The sequence below is a fragment of the Microlunatus speluncae genome (assembly GCF_009299835.1).
Lineage (GTDB): Bacteria > Actinomycetota > Actinomycetes > Propionibacteriales > Propionibacteriaceae > Microlunatus > Microlunatus speluncae.
On record NZ_VKCZ01000001.1, the window covers coordinates 106,917 to 127,757 of the forward strand.

Here is a 20,841-nt window from a genome sequence, read left to right on the forward strand (position 1 = left end):
CGATGCCCGACCAGCCCATCCCCTTCCCTGCACCGGCCGAAGGGCCCGAGTCCACCCCGGTTCCCGGGCCGATCGCGCTGCGCACCCTGGCCATGACCGACCCGATCGGCATCGGCGACCCGCGGCCGCCGTTCGGCTGGCGGCTGCCCGACACCGGCCCGCCGCTGTCGGCCGGTTACCGGGTCCAGGTCGCCACCACGGCCGAGTTGCTCGCCGCGGGATCGCCCGACCTGTGGGACAGCGGCGAGGTCACCGGCGATGATCAACAGTGCCGCTACGGCGGCCCCGAGCTGCCGGCCCGGGCCGCCGCGTGCTGGCGGGTGCGGGTCCGGGACGCGTCCGGCCGCTGGTCGGACTGGAGCGCGACGGCCCGGTTCGAGCTCGGTCTGCTGACGCCGGACGACTGGTCGGCGGCCTGGATCAGCCACCCCAACTGGTACGCCGACGGCGATCCCCGGGTCGGCGAGCCGCATCCGCTGCCGCTGCTGGCCGGCGAGTTCACGCTGTCCGGGACACCGGTCCGGGCCCGACTGCACGTGGCCGGCGCCGGGGTCTACTACGCCTCGATCAACGGCCGCCCGACCTCGGACGCCGTGCTCGAGCCGGCCTACACCGACTTCCGGCGGCGGGTCTGCTCCGCCACCCACGACGTCACCGGGCTGCTGACCGAGGGCGGCAACGTGCTCGGCCTCGAGCTCGGCCCGGGGATCGCGCACGTGTTTCCACACCAGGACCGCTACATGAAGTTCTACGGGTCGCAGCTGTCACCGCGGGCGATCGCCCAGCTCGAGGTCGATTACGCCGACGGCCGGTCGGAACGGTTCGGCACCGACACATCGTGGCTGGCCACGGCCGGGCCGACGCTGCGTTCGCACTGGTTCGGCGGCGAGGACTACGACGCCCGCCGCGAGATCGCGGGCTGGGACCGGCCGGGCACCGACCGGTCCGACTGGCGGCCGGCGGTGATCATCTCCGGCTCGGCGCCGACCCCGGCGGCCCGGGTCTGCCCACCACTGCGGGTGGTCGAACGGATCCCGGCCGTGGCGCGGCTGACCGCGACCGACGGCACGCCGATCTTCGACGTCGGCGTGGTCCAGGCCGGGCTGGCCGAGGTGAGCGTCGACCTGCCGGCCGGCCACCACCTGCGGATGCTGCCCGGTGATCAACTCGACGACTACGGCCGGGTGCTGCAGTCCAAGCCGACCACCGGGTCCCCGGTCTTCAACACCTTGATCACCGGCGACGGCCCGACGACCTGGCACTCGCGGTTCCGCTACGACGGCTTCCGCTATCTCGAGATCCAGGGCCTGCCGGCCGACGCCGAGGTGACGGTGTCGGCCCTGGTGGTCCGGGCCGACAACGAGCGGGTGGGCGAGTTCAGCAGCTCGGTGGAGTTGATCAACGACATCCACACGATCATCGACCGCGCGGTGCAGGGCAACATGTACAGCGTCCTCACCGACTGCCCGCACCGGGAGAAGCTGGGCTGGCTGGAGGAGACGCATCTGCTGTTCGACGTGATCGCCTACGGCTACGACGTCGCCGCCTACTACCGCGAGCTGCTGGTGACGATCGCCGAGGCGCAGACCGAGGACGGTCTGGTGCCGGACATCGCGCCCGAATACGTGGTCTTCGCCGACGGCTTCCGGGACGATCCCAACTGGGGTAGCGCGATCATCCAGGTGCCGTGGCAGCACTACCGCTGGTACGGCGATGCGGCCGTTCTGGATGATCACTACCCGGCGATGGTGCGCTACCTGGACTACCTGACCGGCCGGTCCGAGGACGGGCTGCTGACGTACGGGCTCGGCGACTGGATCACCACCGATCGGACCACGCCGGTGCCGCTGGTCGGCACGTGGGGCTACTGGCGAGCCGCGTCCGCCATGATCGACATCGCCACCGCGCTCGGCCGCACCGACGACGCCGAACGGTTCCGGCGACTGGCCGCCAAGATCAGCGCCGCGTTCGGGGCGGCCTTCCTGGACCCGGAGACGGGGCACTACGGCAACGGCGGCCAGGCCTCGGAGGTGCTCGCCCTCGACGTCGGCGCCGTGCCGGCGGAGGCGATCGACGCGCTGCTGGACCGGATCTGCGACTCCTTCGACGACGGGCTCAACGTCGGTGAGATCGCCCTGCCGGCGGTGTTCCGGGTGCTCGGCGAGGCCGGCCGGCACGACGCACTGTGGCGCTTCGCCAACTCCACCGAGCATCCCAGCTACGGCTATCAGGTGCGGCACGGCGCGACCTCGCTGACCGAGGCCTGGGACGGGCCGACCCGCGGCCTGTCCCAGAACCACTTCATGCTCGGCGCGATCGACAGCTGGTTCTTCAAGCATCTGGCCGGCATCGACCAGGCCCCGGGCTCGATCGGCTGGCGGGACCTCGACATCTCCCCGGTGCTGGTCGACGGCCTGGACTCGGTCACGGCCCGGACCCGCGGCGCCCGCGGCGACATCGCCGTCTCCTGGCAGCGCGACACCGCCGGATTCCGGATGGAGGTGGAGATCCCGCCCGGCTCGACCGCGACCGTACGCCTGCCGGCCCTGCCCGGCACCACCGCCACCGCCCCCGACTCCGCCCGCCCGCTCCCGTCCGCCGACGGCCGCCCGACCTGGCAACTCCCCACCGGCCACTGGACCTTCGCCGCCCGCCCCACCCCGTGAACGCTTTATGAAGGTTGCAACGTTCACAAAGCGACAGGAAAGTTCATGAAGCAGGAGGGCGACGGACCAGGCCGGCAGGTCAGAAGCCGCGGTCCTTCAGGTCCGCGACGATCTTGATGTACGTGTCCAGCACGTTGAAGCCGGGGTAGTCCTCGCGGTGCATGTCGACCAGGTCGCCGTGGGACACGCCGCGCTTCGAGGTGCTGCGGAGCACGCCGCGGAACTCGCCCCACTTCGCGGAGTCCACCGAGACGAGGCCGTCGTTCTCCTCGCCGAGAGTCTTGATCACGCGGTACGGGACGGCGAGCAGTCGATCACTCGCGGCGCAGCTCATCACCGAGGTGTAGCTCTGGTAGTGGACCGACGGATCGTCGGGCGTGTTGCGGTTGAACTCCCGGGACAGCTCGGTGCGGAAGGCCATCGTCGAGGAGAGGAAGTCCGGCGTCTCGTCGCCGGCCAGGCCGAAGACGAAGTTCACCGCCGACGCCAGCCGTTGATAGAGCGGCTGCCTCAGCTTCGTCGCGGTGTCGGCGAACCGGACGCCGTGATGCGGCGTGTTCATGGTGGTCAGGCTGGCCACCCGGTGGCCGAGGCCGAGGGTCGTGATCGCGTAGCGGGCATCGATGCCGCCGCGGCTGTGCGCGATGATGTTGATCTTGGACGCCCCGGTGAGTTCGGCGACCTCACGGATCCGGGCGGCGACCTGCTCGCCGTTCTGTTCGATCGATCCCCAGGCCTCCTGCTCGCCGTAGAACAGGTTCGCGCCGTGCCGCTTCAGGTACGTCGGCACCCGGCCCCACGCGTTGAACCGGATCCGGTCGCGCCAGCCCACTCCGTGCACCAGCAGGATCGGGTAGCGGGTGGCGCATTGGTTGTCCTGAGGTAGCGTCCGCTCCCACGCCACCCGGTCGGTGGCCGCGCGATACTCCCGGCGTACGCCCCGAGCCGCCCCCGCGCCGACCAGCCAACCGAGGGCCGGGATCCAGACCGCCGTCGCGATCAGGAATCGGCTCAGCACACTCAGGCTCTTCGACGCCAGGATGGCCCGGTAGCCGCCGTTGAGATAGAGGACGAGGCAGCAGCCGAGGGAGTAGATCGCGTTGGTCACCAGCAGTTCGGTCGGCAGCGTTCCGGAAAGCAGGACGAAGGAGAGCGGCAACACCGCCGACTGCACGATGATCGCGTAGACGAGGGAGTAGAGGATCGGCGGCGCACCACCGAGCGCCTTCAGCCGGAAGCCGACCGGGATGCCGTCCATGATCGGGAAGACGTTGAGCCGGAGCCAGACGTAGAGGAACAGCACGCCGGGAATGATCAAGGCCCAGAGCCACGGCCCACCCAGCTGCTGAAAGATCACGAAGCCGAGCAGCGGCAGATTCACCGCGAGCGGCAGGTAGATCGCCAACACGACCGGGCTGATCAACGAGACCTTGCGGGCGAGATCCAGCAGGATCAGCACGAACAGCAGCAGGCCCGAGACGATCAGGACCGCAGCCAGGATCGGCATGGTCTTCCTCCGGAGGTGTGCTGGCCGGTTGAGTCGGCCGGCGCGCGTCAAAGTTACCGTGGGGGAGGTTCGACAAAAGAGGAGGACGGATGGCGTACGGATTCGTGGGCACCGGCGAGATCACGGCGGCGATCGTGACCGGGCTGAGCGACGGCGTCGCCGATCCGCCCTCGGTGTTCCTGTCGCCGCGCGGCCGGGCCGTCGGGCGCGGGCTGGCCGACCGGTTTCCGAACGTCCGGGTCTGCTCCGACAACGCCGAGGTGGTCGAGCAGGCGACGACCGTCGTGCTGGCGGTACGGCCACCGATCGGCCGGGAGGTGCTGAGCGAGCTGAGCTTCCGGCCGGAGCAGGTGCTGATCAGCGCCCTGGCCGGCGTATCCCTGGCGACCCTGCGCCGCTGGGCTCCGACGGCCGGCGAACTCGCCCGGTCGATCCCGCTGCCGCAGGCCGCCCAGCGCGCGAGCCTGACCGCGATCCATCCCGATCACCGGATCGCCCGGGAGCTGTTCGGCGCGGTCGGTCAGGTCGTCGTCGCCGACAGCGAACCGGCCCTGGACGCGATGAGTGCCGCGACCGCGACCTTCGCCGCCCAGCTCGACGCCCTCGCCACCATCGCCGACTGGCTGGCCGGCCAGGGTCTGGCTCCGGACGCGTCCGCCGGCTACCTCAAGCACCTGTTCGGCGCCCTCGGCCAGACCCTGCTGCACAGCACCGACACCCTCGCCACCCTGACCACCAAGCACATGACGCCGGGCGGGATCAACGAGCAGGTGCTGCACGATCTCCGCGACGCCGGCCACGGCGAGCAGCTCCGGCACGCCCTGGATCGGGTGCTGACCCGCCTCCAGGGGCCACCGCCCGGCGATCACGAGTAGTCGAAAACCCTTGCGCCGTAAGCCAGTCGCTCGAGTACCCTCAGGATGGCGGCTCCATCCGGGTCGTCGAGGGCTCTAACTGGGGTTCGCCGGTCGCAAAATCCGCATGCGGCAGTGATCGGCCGAGGGGTTCGACTCCCCTAGAGTCCACCGGACATCAGCCGGGAAGATCGAACAAGGCCGCCGCGTTCCGCCCCAGAATCTTCGCTCGGTCCTTGGGTCGGAGTCGCACTTTGTCCAGGCTCGACATGATGACCTCAGGTTGGACCCAAGGATGATCGCTGGCGTACAGAAGTCGATCGACTCCGGTGAAATCGACGGCGAACCGAATGGCCTCCGGTAATGGCGAGACGATGTCCAGATAAATGCTGCGCAGATAGTCACTCGGCTTGCGTTCGAGATTCTGATTGCTGCGTTTGAGTACGAGCACCTGATGATCGAATCGCCCGGCGATATAGGGCAGGGTGCCACCCAGATGGGGACAGACGAATTTGAGCTTCGGGAATTCGTCGAACAAACCGGCGGCGACGAGGCGGGCGAGGGAGATCGTGTTCTCGAACATGTTGCCGAGCAGGCCGGTCAGCTCATGGCCCTTCGTCTGGGGCAGGGTGGTCGGCAGGGCCGGATGCAGCACGATCGGCACGCCGAGCTCCTCCGCCCGGGCGAACAGCCAGCGGAACCGAGGCTCGTCCGGCCACTCGCCGGCGAGGTTGCTGTAGAGCAGGATGCCCTTCATTCGAAGGGTTTTGACACACCGGTCCAACTCGCGTTCGGCCGCGGCCTGATCCTGCAGGGGCAGCACACAGAGTCCGGCGAACCGACCCCGATACGTCCGGACGATGTCACTGACGCCGTCGTTGAGCAGTTGGGCGACGGTCGGACCGTCGGCCCCGAACCACTCCGGTCCGGGATCATTGCTGGTCAGCAGCGTCACGTCGATGCCGTTCTTGTCCATGGCAGCGATCTTCCGCTCGAGGTCGAGATATTCGGGTGGGATCTTCCGTACCCAATCTCCCATTTTCAACAGCGTCACGCCGTCCTTGTCGAAGACACGGGGATCTTCGGTCCGGCCGCGCATGAATTCGACATGATCGCGAAAGAAGAGGTGGCTCTGGCAGTCGACGATCAGCGATCGTTGCGGCGGTTGGGCCGCCGCCGCTGGTTGTGCACCGACGGCCGCGGCAGCGGCGACCGGGGCGGTGGTGGCGATGAAATTCCGGCGATTGATATTCCTCATGAATCGGCAGATTATTCAGGCCCTCATCGTCGAACAACGTTTTGATAACGCAAATGTTCGCAGGTACAGAAGGCTAGGGACGACGGTGGCACAGCCGCAGGGCGCGGGTACGACCTCGGGCCCTGGCGCCGTGGCGGCGCCGGCGTCAGGTGACGGCGCCGAGCTGCCAGGGCACGAACTCGTCCTGGCCGATGTCGAGCTCCTCGCTGGCGGTCGGGGTGCCGGAGGCGACGGCGAGGATCCGGTCGAAGATCACCTGGCCGACCTCGGTCACGGTCTCGGTGCCGTCGACGATGGTGCCGGCGTTGATGTCGATGTCCTCCGGCATGGAGCGGGCCAGCTCGGAGTTGGTGCCGATCTTGATGCTGGGCGCGGGCTTGCAGCCGAAGACCGAGCCGCGGCCGGTGGTGAAGCAGACGATGTTGGCGCCGCCGGCGACCAGGCCGGTCACCGACACCGGGTCGTAGCCCGGGGTGTCCATGAAGCCGAAGCCGGGCCGGTCGATCCGCTCCGCGTACTCGTAGACGGCGGTCAGCTCGGCCTGGCCGCCCTTGGCGACGGCGCCGAGCGACTTCTCCAGGATCGTGGTCAGGCCGCCGCGCTTGTTGCCGGGGGACGGGTTGTTGTCCAGGGTCCCGCCGACGGCGGCGACATAGCCGCGCCACCAGTCGATCCGGTCCAGCAGCTTCCGGCCGACCTCGGCCGAGACCGCGCGCCGGGTCAGCAGATGCTCGGCGCCGAAGATCTCCGGCGTCTCGGCCAGCACCGAGGTGCCGCCGAGCCCGACCAGCAGGTCGGAGGCGACGCCGAGGGCCGGGTTGGCGGTGATGCCGGAGTAGCCGTCCGACCCGCCGCAGTTAAGGCCCAAGATCAACTCGCGGGCGTCGATCGGGGTGCGCTGCCGAGCGCCGATCGCCGGCAGCATCTCCTTGATCTTCCGTACGCCCTCGGCGACGGTGGCCCGGACCCCGCCGGACTCCTGGATCGTCATCCGCTCCACCACCAGGTCGCTGGACAGCTCCAACTCCGCCGTGATCAGGTCGAGCTCCATCATTTCGCAGCCGAGCCCGAGGATGAGCAGACCGGCGAAGTTGGGATGCGCCGCGTAGCCGCGCAGCGTCCGCAGCAGCACGCCGGCGCCCTCGGACCCGTCGACCAGGCCGCAGCCGCTGCCGTGGGTCAACGCCATCACCCCGTCGACGCCGGGATGATCATCGAGGGCGAAGCCGCCGAACTGGTTGGCGATCAGCCGGGCCGCCGTGGCCGAGCAGTTGACCGAGGTGAGCACGCCGATGTAGTTCCGGGTCCCCGCCTGCCCATTGGCCCGGCGGTAGCCGAGGAAGGTCGGCCGGTCCCCGGGCGGCGGGGGAGGCGTGGTCCGGGCCGTGGCGAACTCGTACTCCCGCTCGATCTCGGCCATGCCGAGGTTGTGGGTGTGCACATGATCACCGGCGGCGACCGCGGTCAGCGCCTGCCCGATCGCCTGCCCGTACTTGATCACCGGACTGCCGGCGGCGATGTCGCGGATCGCGATCTTGTGGCCCCGCGGGATCCCGGCCGCCGCGGTGACCGGCGCCGTCCCGGCCACCGGGATGGGCTGCCCGGCATCGACCTCGCCCAGGCTGACCGCGACGTTGTCGCCCGGATCGAGCTGGAGCACCGTCGTCGGCTGAGTCATGCGTTCTTCCCTCCGGCTGGCTGGCTGAGATGGCGTTTCTGCAAAAGGCTGCATATGCTGAATGCGCTTGCAGGATCCAGACTATCGGTCCGGCCGGCCTGGCCGATCCCGAGGTCACGCCGGTCACGGAAGGAGAAGCCAGTGTCCGCCCCGATCACGACCATCTTCGACCAGCTCGCCGTCGAGGTCCACCCGGACGAGGCCAGCATGGGCGCCGCCGCCGCCGAACGGGCCGCTTCGGTGATCAACACCGCCCTGGCCGAGCGCGGCCTGGCCAGGGTGGTGATCGCCACCGGCAACTCCCAGTACGCCTTCACCGACGCCTTGGTCCGGCAGGACATCGACTGGTCCCGGGTCACCGTCTTCCACATGGACGAGTACGTCGGCATCGACGCCGATCATCCGGCGAGCTTCCAGCGCTGGATCCGGGAACGGATCGAGGACAAAGTGCAGCCGGCGCGGGTCGACTACATCCGCGGCCAGGGCGACGCCGAGGCCGAGGCCGACCGCTACGAGGCCGTGCTCCGCGAGGCGCCGCTGGACCTGGTCTGCATGGGGATCGGCGAGAACGGCCACCTCGCCTTCAACGAGCCGTACCAGGCCGACTTCGATGATCAACGCTGGGTGCGGATCATCACCCTGACCGAGGAGTCACGTCGGCAGCAGGTCGGTGAGGGGCACTTCCCGGACATCGCCAGCGTGCCGGCGACCGCGATCTCGCTCACCGTCCCGGCCCTGCTCGCCGCGACCCGGGTCCAGATCTGCGCCCCCGAGTCGCGCAAGGCCGACGCCGTGCACGCGACCCTGACGGCCCCGATCTCCAACGCCTGCCCGGCCACGATCCTCCGCCGGACGGCCCACGCCACCCTCTTCCTCGACCCCGACTCCGCCAGCCGCCTCCCCTGAACCCCGAGTTGTCAGAACCAGGGCACGCCAGAGCGTCCCCTAGTTCTGACAAGTCGGGGTTTGGGGTCAGGTGGGGGCGGGGCCGGTGGAGCTGCGGACGACCAGGCGGGTTTCCAGGCGTACGACCTCGCCGGGGTCGGCGCCGTCGATCAGGGCCAGCAGGGCGTCGACGGCTGCGCTGCCGGCCTCCGCGCCCGGCACGTGGACGGTCGTCAGAGTCGGGTACGCCATCGCCGACATCGGGCTGTCGTCGACGCCGATCACGCTCACGTCCTGCCCGGTCCGGACGCCGCGCTCGGTCAGCCGGGCGATCACGCCGAGGGCGATCAGGTCGTCGTAGGCGATCACTCCGGTCGCCTCGCCGGCCAGCACCAGGTCGGCCGCGTGCACCCCGGACTGGATCTGCGGCTCGAACGGTCCGAACTCGATCATGCTGATGCCGTGCCGCCGGCAGGCCAGCTTGATCGCCTTCTGTCGCTGGGTGTTCGACCAGGACCGGCGGGGCCCGTTGAGGTAGGCAATGGTCCGGTGGCCGAGCGCTGCCAGATGATCAACGGCCTGGTCCATGCCGTCGGCCGAGTCGATGATCACGCTGGTGCCGCCGGGCACCTCGCGGTTCAGGAAGACGACCGGCTGCAGTGCGACCAGGTCGGCCAACCGCTCCTGCGGGGTCCGGGCCGAGGCGATCAGCAGGCCGTCCGACCGCTTGCGCATCACCCGGGCCCGCTGCAGTTCGTCCGCCGGCCGCTCGTCGATGTCGGCGATCAGCACCGTCTTGCCCTTGGCCAAGGCGCGCGCCTGCACCGCCTTGATGATCGGCGGGAAGAACGGGTTGGCGATGTCGGGCACGAGCAGGCCGATCAGGTCGGTCCGGCCGGCGGTCAGCGACCGGGCCGACTGGTTGGGCTCGTAGCCCATCTCCTGCGCGATCTTCAGCACCCGGTCCCGGGTGGCCGGGTTGACCTTGTCGGGATCGGACAGGGCGCGGGACACCGTCGAGCCGGAAAGCCCCGCCGCCGCGGCGACGTCTGCGAGCCTCACGGCCATCTCGATTCCTCCTGCGTCCGGGGTTGCAGCAAACGTTTGCAGCACCCACGGTAGCGGTCCCGGCCCGTCCGGTCGCGGCTCAACGGGGCCGCGGCCGGGTCATTTCCGCGGTCCGACGTTCACCTCACCGGCGCGGGCCGACCGCCACAGGTCGACGCCACCGTCGGCCGCGTACTCGTCGATCGCCTCGATCTCGTCGTCGGACAGCGCCAGGTTGTCCAGCACCGCGACGTTCTCGTCCAACTGCTCGACCGAGGAGGCGCCGATCACCAGCGACGTGACCCGCTCGTCCCGGAGTGCCCAGGCCAGGGCCAGCTGGGCCAGGGTCTGGCCGCGCCGGCCGGCGAGATCGTTCAGCCCGTTCAGCCGGCGCAACATCTCGTCCGACAGCCAGTCCGGATCGAACGACTTGCCCTGGGTGGCGCGCGAATCGGCCGGAATGCCGTTCAGATAACGGCCGGTGAGCAGGCCCTGGGCCAGCGCGGTGAAGCCGATCACGCCGAAGCCCAGCTCGCCGGCCGCGTCCAGCAGGCCCTCGTTCTCGATCCAGCGGTTCAGCATCGAGTAGGACGGCTGATGGATCAGCAGCGGCGTACCAAGATCATTCAGGATCTGCACCGCCTGCCGGCTCCGCTCCGCGTCGTAGGAGGAGATGCCGACATAGAGCGCCTTGCCCTGCCGGACCGCGGTGTCCAGCGCGCCCATCGTCTCCTCCAGCGGCGTGGTCGAGTCCAGCCGGTGGGAGTAGAAGATGTCGACGTAGTCCAGATTCATCCGGCGCAGCGACTGATCCAGCGAGGCGAGGACATACTTCCGCGACCCGCCGCCCTGACCGTACGGGCCGGGCCACATGTCCCAGCCGGCCTTGGTCGAGATGATCATCTCGTCCCGGTACGGCGCGAAGTCCTGCCGCATCAGCCGGCCGAAGTTGATCTCCGCCGAGCCGTAGGGCGGGCCGTAGTTGTTGGCCAGATCATGGTGGGTGATGCCGACGTCGAACGCGCGCCGGGCGATCGCCCGCTGGGTTTCGAACGGCCGGTCGTCGCCGAAGTTGTGCCAGTAGCCGAGCGACAGGACGGGCAGATCGAGGCCGGATCGCCCGGTCCGTCGATATTGCATCGATCCGTCGTAGCGCTCGGGGGCGGCGACATAGCTCATGTACGGGATCCTCTCCGGGGCAACCGTGCTGACCTGAATGCGGTCGTGGTTACGCTACCCCGGTGACAGATCCAGGCCCGCAGCTGATCGGAACCGTCGTCCCCGCGCTCGACACCGAGCGGCTGCGGCTGCGGCCGCTGACGACGGATGATCTTGACCCGGTCCACGGCTATCTCTCCCGTCCCGACGTCTGCCGGTTTCTGCTGCACGAGCCGCGATCCCGCGAGCAGGTGGCGGAAAGCCTGGCCCGCGCCGTCGCCCGGACGGCGCTCGCGGCCGACGGCGACGGTGTCCGGCTGGCGGTGATCCGCCGCGACGATGATCAATTCCTGGGTGAGGTCGTGCTGATGGTCGAGTCGGCGGCCGGTGCCGGTGCCGAGATCGGCTGGGTCTTCCATCCCGATCATGCCGGCCGCGGCTATGCCACCGAAGCCGCCCGAACTCTGCTCGACTTCGCCTTCGAGGCCCTGAACGCCCACCGAGTGATCGCCCGGTTGCACCCGGACAACGAGGCTTCGATCCGGCTCTGCCGCCGGCTCGGCCTGCGCCAGGAGGCCCATCACGTCGGCAACTGCTGGATCCCCGACCGCGGTGTCTGGGAGGACACCGGCGTCTTCGCGATCCTGCGCCGGGAGTGGGCCGGCGGCTGATCTTCAGGCCCGGGCCAGCCGCGCCAGCGCCGCGATCCGGCCGGCCGCGAACGGGTCCATGATCACTCCCATCCCGGCGGTGACCAGAGTGCCCTCGTGCAGCAGCATCAGGTCGCCGGCCACTGCCGCCGGATCTTCGGCACCGGCGTCGTCGGCGATCACCCGGAACAGTTCGAGCATCCAGCGCTTCTGCCCGACGATCACCGGGTACGCCGGGTGGGCCGGGTCGCTGATCTCGGCGTGGGCGTTGATCATGACGCAGCCCTTGCCGCCCCGTTCGGCGGTCCAGTCGGCCGCGGCGTCGAAGATCACCGCCAGTCGTGCCGCCGGATCGTCGCCGGCCGCGGCCAGTCGCTCCTCCAGGTAGACCCGCCACTGCCGGTCCCGCTCGGTCAGGTAGGCCACCACCAACCGCTCCTTCGACCCGAACCGGTCGTACAGCGTCTTCTTCGTCACCCCGGCCCGCTCGGCGACCGCCTCCACCCCGACCGCATGGATCCCGTGCGCGTAGAAGAGCTCGGTGGCGGCGCCCAGGATCGCTCGCGCCTTGGGCGTCCAGTCGATCGTCTCCGTCATGGTGGCCATAGTACACCGATCGGTATAGTCTGCGGAGATGATGACTATACCGATCGGTGTACTTTTGGGCCGGCGCGGTCTCGTGGTGGCGGGGTTGTCCGTGGTCTTCGTGCTCTGCTGGTCGTCGGGATTCATCGGCGCCAAGCTCGGGTCGGCGGACGCGTCGGTGCTCACGATCCTGATGTGGCGGTTCCTGCCGCTGGCCCTGGTGCTCAGCCCCCTCCTCCTCCGGGTGCCGGCCGGACCGGGCTCATCCCGGACGGCCGGGGTGCTGCGGCAGGTCGCCGTCGGCGCGCTGTCCCAGACCGGGTACGTGCTCACGGTCTACTGGGCGATCGGGCTGGGTGTCAGCACCGGGACCACGGCCCTGGTCGACGGCATCCAGCCGCTGGTGGTGGCCGCGCTGGCCGGCCCACTGCTCGGCGCGGTTGTCACCGGGCGGCAGTGGTTGGGTCTCGGGCTCGGCCTGGTCGGCGTCCTCGTGGTCACCCTGGCCGACGCGTTCGCGCCGGGTTCGAGGGCGCCAGGCTGGTCGTACCTGCTGCCCTTCGTCGGCATGCTCTGCCTGGTCGCGGCAACCTTCCTCGAGCGCCGGGCCCGGGTGGTGATGCCGCCGCTGCGGGTGCTGGCCATCCACTGCCTCACCTCCGGGGTGATCTTCACCGGCCTGGCCGTCGCCGCCGGGCAGGTGGTGCCGCCGCTGACGCCGGGCTTCTGGATCGCCCTCGCCTGGCTGATCGTGCTGCCGACCTTCGGTGGCTACGGCCTCTACTGGCTGCTGCTGCGACGGCTCGGCGTCACCGCCGTGAACACGCTGATGTTCCTGGTGCCACCCGTCACCGCGCTCTGGGGTGCCGCCCTGTTCGCCGAACCGCTGACGCCGCTGACGATCTCGGGTTTCGTCGTGGCCCTGGCGGCCACCGCCCTGGTGACCGTACCGTCATCGGATCGGCGCCGAGCTCCGGCGACCTGCTCGGGCGTGACCGGGTCGACGGTGGCGTGCCACCGGAGTTAGGGCGCGTGCCCCCGATGGGATTCGAACCCATACTTGGGCGGGTTTAAGCCGCCTGCCTCTGCCGATTGGGCTACGGGGGCCGGTCGCGCCGATCCTAATCGGGTTTCCCACCAGGTCCGGGACGGTTTTCGTTCCCCGGTCCGCAACCCGCTTGCGCAGGTGGAATGCCACAGCCTAGGATGGTAAGCGTTTTCCAGTATGTCCACGGCGAAGGATCTCGATGGCGACGCGCAGCTACACAGTGATCATGAACGGGGTGACCGGCCGGATGGGGTATCGGCAGCACCTCCTCCGCTCCATCCTTGCCCTGCGGGACGAGGGCGGCGTCGTGCTGCCGGACGGTGACCGGATCACCGTCGAGCCGGTGCTCGTCGGCCGGAGCACCGAGAAGCTGGCCCGGATCGCCAAGGAGCACGGCGTCGAGCGCTACACCACCGACCTCGACTCGGTGCTGGCCGACCCGACGGCGACGATCTACTTCGACGCCCAGGTGACCAGCGAGCGGGTGAAGTCGATCTTGAAGGCGGTGCAGGCGGGCAAGCACGTCTACACCGAGAAGCCGATCGCCGAGACCGTCGCCGAGGGCACCGAACTGGTCCGCGCGGCCGAGTCCGCCGGCGTGATCAACGGCGTCGTGCACGACAAGCTCTATCTGCCCGGCCTGCTCAAGCTGAAGCGGCTGATCGACGCCGGCTTCTTCGGCCGGATCCTGTCGGTCCGCGGCGAGTTCGGCTACTGGGTCTTCGAGGGCGACCTGATCCCGGCGCAACGGCCGAGCTGGAACTACCGCGCCGAGGACGGCGGCGGCATGGTGCTGGACATGTTCTGCCACTGGAACTACGTGCTGGAGAACCTGTTCGGCAAGGTCCAGGCGGTGATGGCCAAGGCGGTCACCCACATCGATCAGCGCTGGGACGAGCAGGGCAAGCCCTATCAGGCGACGGCCGACGACGCGGCGTACGGGATCTTCGAGCTCGACGGCGGCATCATCGCCCAGATCAACTCCTCCTGGGCCGTCCGGGTGGACCGGCCCGAGCTGGTCGAGTTCCAGGTCGACGGCACCGAGGGGTCCGCCGTGGCGGGGCTGTTCGGCTGCCGGATCCAGCACCGGACCCAGACCCCCAAGCCGGTCTGGAATCCGGACCAGCCGACCGACCAGGACTTCCGCTCGCAATGGCAGCAGATCCCGGACAACGACGAGTTCGGCAACGGCTTCCGGGCCCAGTGGGAAGAGTTCTTGATCAACGTCGATGCCGGTCAGCCGCACCGCTACGACTTCGCGGCCGGGGTGCGCGGGCTGCGGCTGGCCGACGCCGGCTACGCCTCGTCCCGCGAGGGCCGACGGATCGAACTCGAGCCATGACCGTCGTGCGCGGTTCGTCCATCGCACTGCCGCAGGCCGGCGGCGGCTGGCGCGAGGTCGAGCTGAAGCCGCCGCGGCCGTGGGTTGATCATCCCGAGCCCTATCGCACCCGGGTCGCCTTCGCGGCGGCCCACGTGATCGCCGACCCGCGGGGCGAGAACGTCCCCGGCGCTCCGGCCGCGGTCGACTGGGATGCCACCCTGGCCTTCCGCCGGCACCTGTTCCGTTACGGGCTGGGCGTCGCCGAGGCGATGGACACGGCCCAGCGCAACATGGGCATCGACTGGCCGGCGGTGCAGGAGTTGATCACCCGCAGCGCGGCCCAGGCCCGCGAGCTCGGCGCCCGGATCGCCTCCGGCGCGGGCACCGATCACCGGCCGGACGCGGCGACGATCGACGACGTGATCGCCGCCTACACCGAGCAACTTGCTTTCGTCGAGAGCACCGGTTCGCAGGTGATCATCATGGCCTCCCGTCAGCTGGCCGCCGTCGCGGCAACGGCTGACGACTACCGCCGGGTGTACGACACGTTGCTGACCCAGGCTAGCGAGCCGGTGATCCTGCACTGGCTGGGGGAGGCGTTCGACCCGCAGCTGCGCGGCTACTGGGGATCGACCGACATCCCGACGGCGACCGCGACCTTCCTGGAGTTGATCAAGGACCACGCGACCAAGATCGACGGGGTCAAGGTGTCATTGTTGTCCGCTGATCATGAGCGGGGCCTGCGAGCGGCGCTGCCGGCCGGGGTGCGGCTCTACACCGGTGACGACTTCAACTACCCGGAGTTGATCAAGGGCGACGGGACGCACCACTCCGACGCGCTGCTCGGTGCCTTCGCGGCGATCGCTCCCGCCGCCTCGGCCGCGTTGTCGGCGCTGGACGACGGCGATGCGACGGGCTACGACGCGGCGATGCAGCCGACGCTGGAGCTGAGCCGGCACCTCTTCGCCCGGCCGACGTTCTACTACAAGACCGGGATCGCCTTCACCGCCTGGATTTCCGGCCTCCAGGAGGGATTCACCATGATCGGCGGACTGCAGTCGGCCCGGTCGCCGATCCATCTGGCCCGGATCGTCGAGCTGGCCAACGAAGCCCGGCTGCTGCCGGATCCCGACCTGGCCGCACACCGGCTCGGCCTGGTCCTCGACGCGGCGGGGCTGCACCGATGACCGCGCCGGACCGGCTGTCCCGGCTGTCGCTGAACCAGCGGACGATCGCCAACGCCGACCTGGCCGAGGCGATCGCCGCCGCCCGGGCCGCCGGGCTGTCCTCGATCGGGCTCTGGCGGGAACCGGTCGCCGCGGTCGGGCTCGACCAGGCCGAGGCGATGATCAAGGAATCCGGGCTGCGGGTCTCCTCGCTGTGCCGCGGCGGCTTCTTCACGGCCGCCGCTCCGGCCGACCTCGAACGGGCCCATCGCGACAACCGGGCGGCGATCGAGGAGACCGCCCGGCTCGGCGCCGCGACCCTGGTGCTGGTGCCCGGCGGCCTGCCGGCCGATGATCGTGATCTTGCCGCTGCCCGGGCCCGGGTGGTCGCCGCGATCGAGCGGCTGGTGCCGTATGCCCGGGAGCACGGGGTCACCCTCGGCCTCGAACCGATGAACCCGATCTACGCCGCCGACCGTGGCGTGATCTCCACCCTGGCCCAGGCCCTGGACATCGCCGAACGGTTCGAGCCGACCGACGTCGGGGTGATCGTCGACACCTTCCACCTGTGGTGGGAGCCCGGCATCGAGGCCCAGCTCGGCCGCGCCGGCGAGCGGATCCTCAGCTATCAGATCTCGGACTGGATCACGCCACTGCCGCCGGACACCCTGCTGGCCCGCGGCATGATGGGCGACGGCCACATCGACTTCGCCGCCTTCACCCGCGCCGTCGCCGCCACCGGCTACGCCGGCGACATCGAGGTCGAGATCTTCAACGCCGACGTCTGGGCCCAGCCCTTCGACGACGTGCTGCGCACGATGAGCGAGCGCTACCTCGAGCTGGTCGAGCCCCACCTGTCCTCGACTTGATCGACTTTCGGGTGTTTCGCTCCCTGAGCCGGTCGAAGGGCGAGCCAGACGGTGCCCGTTGCCGAGTTCTTCGGTGGTGTCGCCGATCTGACAACGGTTTGCCGAAACGGCCCGAAACCGGCCCGATCCGCAAACGAGTGTCAGATTTGCGACATCGTTCGCCGCACAGTCCGCACCACCCACGCGGCGTCCCAGGTGAGCTGATCCCAGGTGAGGTGGATGATGCGCCACCCCTGCGCGGTCAGGTCGCTCCACTTCCGGCGGTCCTTCTCGAACTGGTCGCGGTCGGAGTGGTAGGCGTAGCCGTCGATCTCGATCGCGAGCTTGAGTCGTCGCCAGGCGACGTCGATGAAGTAGACGGCACCAGGGCATCGCACTTCGACATTGGTCCGCCAGCCGGTGATGCCGCCGGACCGAAGTACCGCGTGACCGAGCCGTTCGGCGGCGGACCAGGGCTCGTCGCGCGAGTCGAACAGGAGCCGGCGGCGGGCGACATTGCCCGGCCGATTCGGAGTCAGATCGAGTGCCCGATGCAGCTCGGCCAGGGTGGCGGCGCGGGTGAGCAGCACCCGGTCGATCCCGTCCGCGCCGAGGTCGAGGGCGGTGAGAGCGGGCACGGTGATCGGGATGGAGGTGAACGGCGCCGGAGCGGGCGCGACCAACTCCGCCGGGATCCGCTCTCGACGAAGACTCATGCCGGGCACCGCTGACCGTGCGACCGGTCCGATCATGGCCACCGTGCCGATCTTGATCTCGGGCCAGAAGCTCAACCGGGCCGCGGCCGCACCGCTGACGACGCCGCCCGGCGCCCACTGCGCGGCCGCCTTGATCCGCAGCACCGGATCCTCCCGGTAAGCGGACGGGAGATAGATGCCAGGAGCCACGCAGGCGAGATGACCCCGCGCCGCGAGTCGCTGCAGCCGACGGGCCAGGGCCCGATCGGTGCCAGCCATCAGGACACCGCCGTGAGCTCGGGCGAGGGATTCGATCTCTTCCATGACGGGGAATCTGTGCGGCCCGGACCAATTGGTTCAGGGCCAGGAATATCTGTGGATGACCCAGAGCTGTAACACCTGGCTGTGGACATCGGCGCCGATCCGGACGACGATGGTTCTTAGCCGATTCCCAGGACCGAGCGATCGGACCCACAGACGGGGTTGCATAGACTGTGGTCTCGTTCAGTCCGGCGCCAGTAGCGCCGGGTAACAGGAGGAAAGCCAAGGATGTTGCGTAGTTCGAACCCTGTTCTGTCTCGGCAGGACGCGTTCACCCCGGGGTCACCGCAGGGCTACGGACAGGCGGGCGGTTCGCCCGAACCGCAGGGCTACCACGGCTATGGCGGCGGCGTGCAGTCGCCGACGAGCACCGAAGGTCGGATGTCCTTCGACGACGTCATCACCAAGTCTGTGATCACGATCGGCCTGGTCATCGTCACCGCCGCGGCGTTCATGTTCGGTCTGATGACCGGCGTGATCCCGGGCGCGTTCTTGCTGCCGGCTCTGGTCGTCTCCGGCCTGGTCGGGTTCGGCGTGGTGCTGCTGGTGGTCTTCAAGCGGAAGGTGTCGCCGCCGCTGGTGCTGGCCTACTCGGTGATCGAGGGCGTCTTCGTCGGCGCGCTGAGCTTCATCTTCGAGATGAACTACCCGGGCATCGTCGTGCAGGCCGTGCTCGGCACGTTCATGGCGGCCGGAATCACCCTGGCCGCGTACAAGATCTTCAACATCCGGGTCACGCCGAAGTTCCAGAAGATCGTCATCCTGGCGACCCTCGGCTTCGCGGCCGCCCTGTTGTTGAACTTCGTGTTGTCGATCTTCGGCATCAACCTGGGCATGCGCTCCGGTGTCACCGGCGAGGTCAGCTTCCTCGCGATCGGCATCTCGCTGCTCGGCGTGGTGCTGGGAGTGCTCAACCTGGTGCTGGACTTCGACTACATCGAGAAGGGCGTCGCGATGGGCGCTCCCGCCAGCGAGTCGTGGCGCGGTGCGTTCGGTCTGACCGTTACCATGGTCTGGCTCTACATCGAGATCCTGCGCCTCCTGTCCTATTTCCGACGGTAGCCATCGCGCACGTCTCCCCCCTGCTTGAGGGTCGTTACTCCGACGGGAGTGGCGGCCCTCGCCAATTTTCCGGATAGATTGCCGCCCGTGGAGTACGTGAACTCGCTGATCGACTTGGTCGGCAACACCCCCTTGCTGAAGCTGTCGACGGTGACCGAGGGGCTGCGGCCGTTGGTGCTGGCCAAGGTCGAGTACCTCAATCCGGGCGGCTCGGTGAAGGACCGGATCGCGGTCAAGATGATCGAGGCGGCCGAGGCCGAGGGCAAGCTCCGGGCCGGCGGCACCATCGTCGAACCGACCAGCGGCAACACCGGGGTCGGGCTGGCCATCGTCGCGCAGTCCAAGGGTTACCGCTGCGTCTTCGTCTGCCCGGACAAGGTCAGCGAGGACAAGCGGAACGTGCTCGCGGCGTACGGGGCCGAGGTGGTGGTCTGCCCGACCGCGGTCGAGCCCGATCATCCCGATTCCTACTACTCGGTGTCGGATCGGCTGGTCCGCGAGATCGAGGGCGCCTGGAAGCCGGACCAGTACAGCAACCCGAACAACCCGGCCAGCCACTACGAGAGCACCGGCCCCGAGCTGTGGCGGCAGACCGAGGGCAAGATCACCCACTTCGTGGCGGGCATCGGCACCGGCGGCACGATCAGCGGCACCGGGCGTTACCTCAAGGAGGTCTCCGGCGGTCGGGTCCAGGTGGTCGGGGCCGACCCGGCCGGCTCGGTCTACTCCGGCGGCAGCGGCCGGCCCTACCTGGTGGAGGGCGTCGGCGAGGACTTCTGGCCGGCCAACTACGACCGGACCGTCTGTGACCGGGTGATCGAGATCTCCGACGGTGACTCGTTCGAGCTGACCCGGCGGCTGGCTCGGGAGGAGGCGCTGCTGGTCGGCGGTTCCGCCGGTATGGCGGTGGCCGCCGCGCTCAAGCTGGCCGCGGACGTGGACGACCCGGACGCGGTGATCGTGGTGCTGCTGCCGGATTCCGGCCGCGGCTACCTGACGAAGGTGTTCAGCGACGAATGGCTGACCCGGTACGGGTTCGGGCCGCGACCGGAGAACGGCCGGGTGGTCGGTGACGTGCTGCGGGAGAAGACCGGCGCGCTGCCGTCCCTGGTGCACACGCACCCGGGCGAGACGATCGCCGAGGCGGTCGAGATCCTGCGTGAGTACGGCGTCTCGCAGATGCCGGTGGTCCGGGCCGAGCCGCCGGTGATGGCGGCCGAAGTGGTCGGCTCGGTCAGCGAACGCGGCCTGCTGGAGCAGTTGTTCACCCACCAGGCCGGGCCGGCCGACGCGGTGGAGTCCGTCCTGGAACCGGCGCTGGTGACCCTCGGCGCCTCCGAACCGGTTGCGGCCGCGGTCGACCTGCTGGTGGAACACGACGCGCTGCTGGTGCTGGACGACGGCAAGCCCGTCGGCGTACTGACCCGGCAGGACCTGCTCGGCGACATCCGCTGAAGCCGACTTGTCAGAACTGAGTTGTGCCCTGGGGCTCCTCAGTTCTGACAACTCGGTGAGGGGAGGGGGTTACTGGCCGACTCGGCCGTCGATGCGCTCCCGGAGCAGGTCGGCGTGTCCGATGTGCCGGGCGTACTCCTCGATCAGGTGCACCAGGACGTCGCGCAGCGGGTCGCCCTTGACCCCGGTGTGCCCCAGGTCCGAGACCTGCTCCAGGTAGGCGTCGCCGTAGGCCACCTCGTCCCGCCACTTCTGCCAGGCCTCCTCGACCAGGGCCGGGTCGGCGGCGGCGTCGTTGAAGTCGGCGTCGGGCTCGTCGCCGTACAGCTGCGGAGCTCCCTCGCCGGCCAGCCTGTTGCGGAACCAGTCCCGTTCCACCTGGCCGAGGTGACGGATCAGGCCGAGCAGCGACATCGTGGACGGCGGCACGGACCGGCGGGCGAGTTGCTCGGCGTCCAGCCCGGACGTCTTCAGTTGCAGGGTGATCCGGTAGTTGCGGAGATAGCCGACCAGGGTCGCCCGCTCGCCGACGAACGGGCCATCCTCCCGGGGGTCGTCGTCGGGGCCGACCCACATGTCCCACCAGCCGAAGGATCGTTCCGGCAACGTCTCGTTCGTCTCCGTCATGGGCCAA

General features: G+C 69.4%; 19 protein-coding genes and 1 tRNA gene. 11 read left to right on the plus strand and 9 right to left on the minus strand.

Features of this window, described 5'->3' with window-relative positions:
• The first annotated feature begins 2 nt into the window (after window positions 1–2).
• Window positions 3–2,666, plus strand: coding sequence for a family 78 glycoside hydrolase catalytic domain (locus tag FNH24_RS00460; protein ID WP_152360167.1), 2,664 nt, complete (start codon window positions 3–5; stop codon window positions 2,664–2,666).
• Window positions 2,667–2,745: 79 nt separating this feature from the next.
• On the opposite strand, the gene FNH24_RS00465 is transcribed toward FNH24_RS00460, so the two are convergent.
• Complete coding sequence (locus FNH24_RS00465; protein WP_152360168.1) at window positions 2,746–4,173, minus strand: esterase/lipase family protein; 1,428 nt, start codon at window positions 4,171–4,173, stop codon at window positions 2,746–2,748.
• 89 nt (window positions 4,174–4,262) lie between these two features.
• On the opposite strand from FNH24_RS00465, the gene FNH24_RS00470 reads away from it, so the two are divergent.
• Entirely contained in the window at window positions 4,263–5,048 is a 786-nt protein-coding gene (locus tag FNH24_RS00470) for an NAD(P)-binding domain-containing protein (RefSeq protein WP_152360169.1), read from the plus strand.
• A 157-nt stretch (window positions 5,049–5,205) separates the two neighbouring features.
• On the opposite strand, the gene FNH24_RS00475 is transcribed toward FNH24_RS00470, so the two are convergent.
• Window positions 5,206–6,126: an amidohydrolase family protein gene (locus FNH24_RS00475; protein ID WP_246186682.1), complete on the minus strand. Its 921-nt coding sequence runs from the start codon at window positions 6,124–6,126 to the stop codon at window positions 5,206–5,208.
• Between the two features lie 9 nt (window positions 6,127–6,135).
• Between FNH24_RS00475 and FNH24_RS32085 the strand changes: the two genes are divergently transcribed.
• Window positions 6,136–6,330 carry a hypothetical protein gene (locus tag FNH24_RS32085; protein WP_246186683.1) on the plus strand — a complete coding sequence of 65 codons (195 nt, stop codon included), beginning with the start codon at window positions 6,136–6,138 and terminating at the stop codon, window positions 6,328–6,330.
• A gap of 100 nt (window positions 6,331–6,430) precedes the next feature.
• On the opposite strand, the gene FNH24_RS00480 is transcribed toward FNH24_RS32085, so the two are convergent.
• On the minus strand, window positions 6,431–7,963 hold the full coding sequence (locus FNH24_RS00480; RefSeq protein ID WP_152360171.1) for a UxaA family hydrolase: 1,533 nt from the start codon (window positions 7,961–7,963) through the stop codon (window positions 6,431–6,433).
• A 141-nt stretch (window positions 7,964–8,104) separates the two neighbouring features.
• Between FNH24_RS00480 and FNH24_RS00485 the strand changes: the two genes are divergently transcribed.
• Window positions 8,105–8,869 (plus strand): glucosamine-6-phosphate deaminase, encoded by a 765-nt coding sequence (locus FNH24_RS00485; protein WP_217427975.1) that lies wholly within the window; start codon window positions 8,105–8,107, stop codon window positions 8,867–8,869.
• Window positions 8,870–8,935: 66 nt separating this feature from the next.
• Here FNH24_RS00485 and FNH24_RS00490 read toward each other — a convergent pair whose 3' ends face one another.
• Together FNH24_RS00490 and mgrA are read right to left on the minus strand one after the other, a co-directional pair.
• Window positions 8,936–9,916, minus strand: coding sequence for a LacI family DNA-binding transcriptional regulator (locus FNH24_RS00490; protein ID WP_152360173.1), 981 nt, complete (start codon window positions 9,914–9,916; stop codon window positions 8,936–8,938).
• A gap of 99 nt (window positions 9,917–10,015) precedes the next feature.
• Window positions 10,016–11,074, minus strand: coding sequence for an L-glyceraldehyde 3-phosphate reductase (gene mgrA, locus FNH24_RS00495; RefSeq protein ID WP_152360174.1), 1,059 nt, complete (start codon window positions 11,072–11,074; stop codon window positions 10,016–10,018).
• A gap of 62 nt (window positions 11,075–11,136) precedes the next feature.
• On the opposite strand from mgrA, the gene FNH24_RS00500 reads away from it, so the two are divergent.
• Entirely contained in the window at window positions 11,137–11,724 is a 588-nt protein-coding gene (locus FNH24_RS00500) for a GNAT family N-acetyltransferase (protein ID WP_152360175.1), read from the plus strand.
• Window positions 11,725–11,727: 3 nt separating this feature from the next.
• Here the strand turns inward: FNH24_RS00500 and FNH24_RS00505 are convergent, their stop codons facing one another.
• Window positions 11,728–12,300 (minus strand): TetR/AcrR family transcriptional regulator, encoded by a 573-nt coding sequence (locus tag FNH24_RS00505; RefSeq protein ID WP_152360176.1) that lies wholly within the window; start codon window positions 12,298–12,300, stop codon window positions 11,728–11,730.
• Between the two features lie 85 nt (window positions 12,301–12,385).
• On the opposite strand from FNH24_RS00505, the gene FNH24_RS00510 reads away from it, so the two are divergent.
• A complete protein-coding gene (locus FNH24_RS00510) occupies window positions 12,386–13,315 on the plus strand; it encodes a DMT family transporter (protein ID WP_217427976.1) in 930 nt (309 codons plus the stop codon).
• 6 nt (window positions 13,316–13,321) lie between these two features.
• On the opposite strand, the gene FNH24_RS00515 is transcribed toward FNH24_RS00510, so the two are convergent.
• A tRNA-Leu gene (locus tag FNH24_RS00515) sits at window positions 13,322–13,395 on the minus strand.
• 140 nt (window positions 13,396–13,535) lie between these two features.
• Between FNH24_RS00515 and FNH24_RS00520 the strand changes: the two genes are divergently transcribed.
• The 3 genes from FNH24_RS00520 to FNH24_RS00530 are packed head-to-tail and all read left to right on the plus strand — an operon-like array spanning window position 13,536 to window position 16,695.
• Window positions 13,536–14,678, plus strand: coding sequence for a Gfo/Idh/MocA family protein (locus FNH24_RS00520; protein ID WP_175047852.1), 1,143 nt, complete (start codon window positions 13,536–13,538; stop codon window positions 14,676–14,678).
• A complete protein-coding gene (locus tag FNH24_RS00525) occupies window positions 14,675–15,847 on the plus strand; it encodes a dihydrodipicolinate synthase family protein (protein ID WP_152360177.1) in 1,173 nt (390 codons plus the stop codon). The genes FNH24_RS00520 and FNH24_RS00525 overlap by 4 nt, the downstream gene beginning before the upstream one ends.
• On the plus strand, window positions 15,844–16,695 hold the full coding sequence (locus FNH24_RS00530; protein WP_152360178.1) for a sugar phosphate isomerase/epimerase family protein: 852 nt from the start codon (window positions 15,844–15,846) through the stop codon (window positions 16,693–16,695). The genes FNH24_RS00525 and FNH24_RS00530 overlap by 4 nt, the downstream gene beginning before the upstream one ends.
• A 140-nt stretch (window positions 16,696–16,835) precedes the next feature.
• On the opposite strand, the gene FNH24_RS00535 is transcribed toward FNH24_RS00530, so the two are convergent.
• Entirely contained in the window at window positions 16,836–17,648 is an 813-nt protein-coding gene (locus FNH24_RS00535; RefSeq protein ID WP_161605940.1) for an endonuclease domain-containing protein, read from the minus strand.
• A 270-nt stretch (window positions 17,649–17,918) separates the two neighbouring features.
• On the opposite strand from FNH24_RS00535, the gene FNH24_RS00540 reads away from it, so the two are divergent.
• A complete protein-coding gene (locus tag FNH24_RS00540; RefSeq protein ID WP_152360180.1) occupies window positions 17,919–18,752 on the plus strand; it encodes a Bax inhibitor-1/YccA family protein in 834 nt (277 codons plus the stop codon).
• An 87-nt stretch (window positions 18,753–18,839) separates the two neighbouring features.
• Complete coding sequence (locus FNH24_RS00545; protein WP_152360181.1) at window positions 18,840–20,207, plus strand: cystathionine beta-synthase; 1,368 nt, start codon at window positions 18,840–18,842, stop codon at window positions 20,205–20,207.
• A 69-nt stretch (window positions 20,208–20,276) separates the two neighbouring features.
• Here the strand turns inward: FNH24_RS00545 and FNH24_RS00550 are convergent, their stop codons facing one another.
• Window positions 20,277–20,834 carry a DinB family protein gene (locus tag FNH24_RS00550; protein ID WP_152360182.1) on the minus strand — a complete coding sequence of 186 codons (558 nt, stop codon included), beginning with the start codon at window positions 20,832–20,834 and terminating at the stop codon, window positions 20,277–20,279.
• Between the last annotated feature and the right edge of the window lie 7 nt (window positions 20,835–20,841).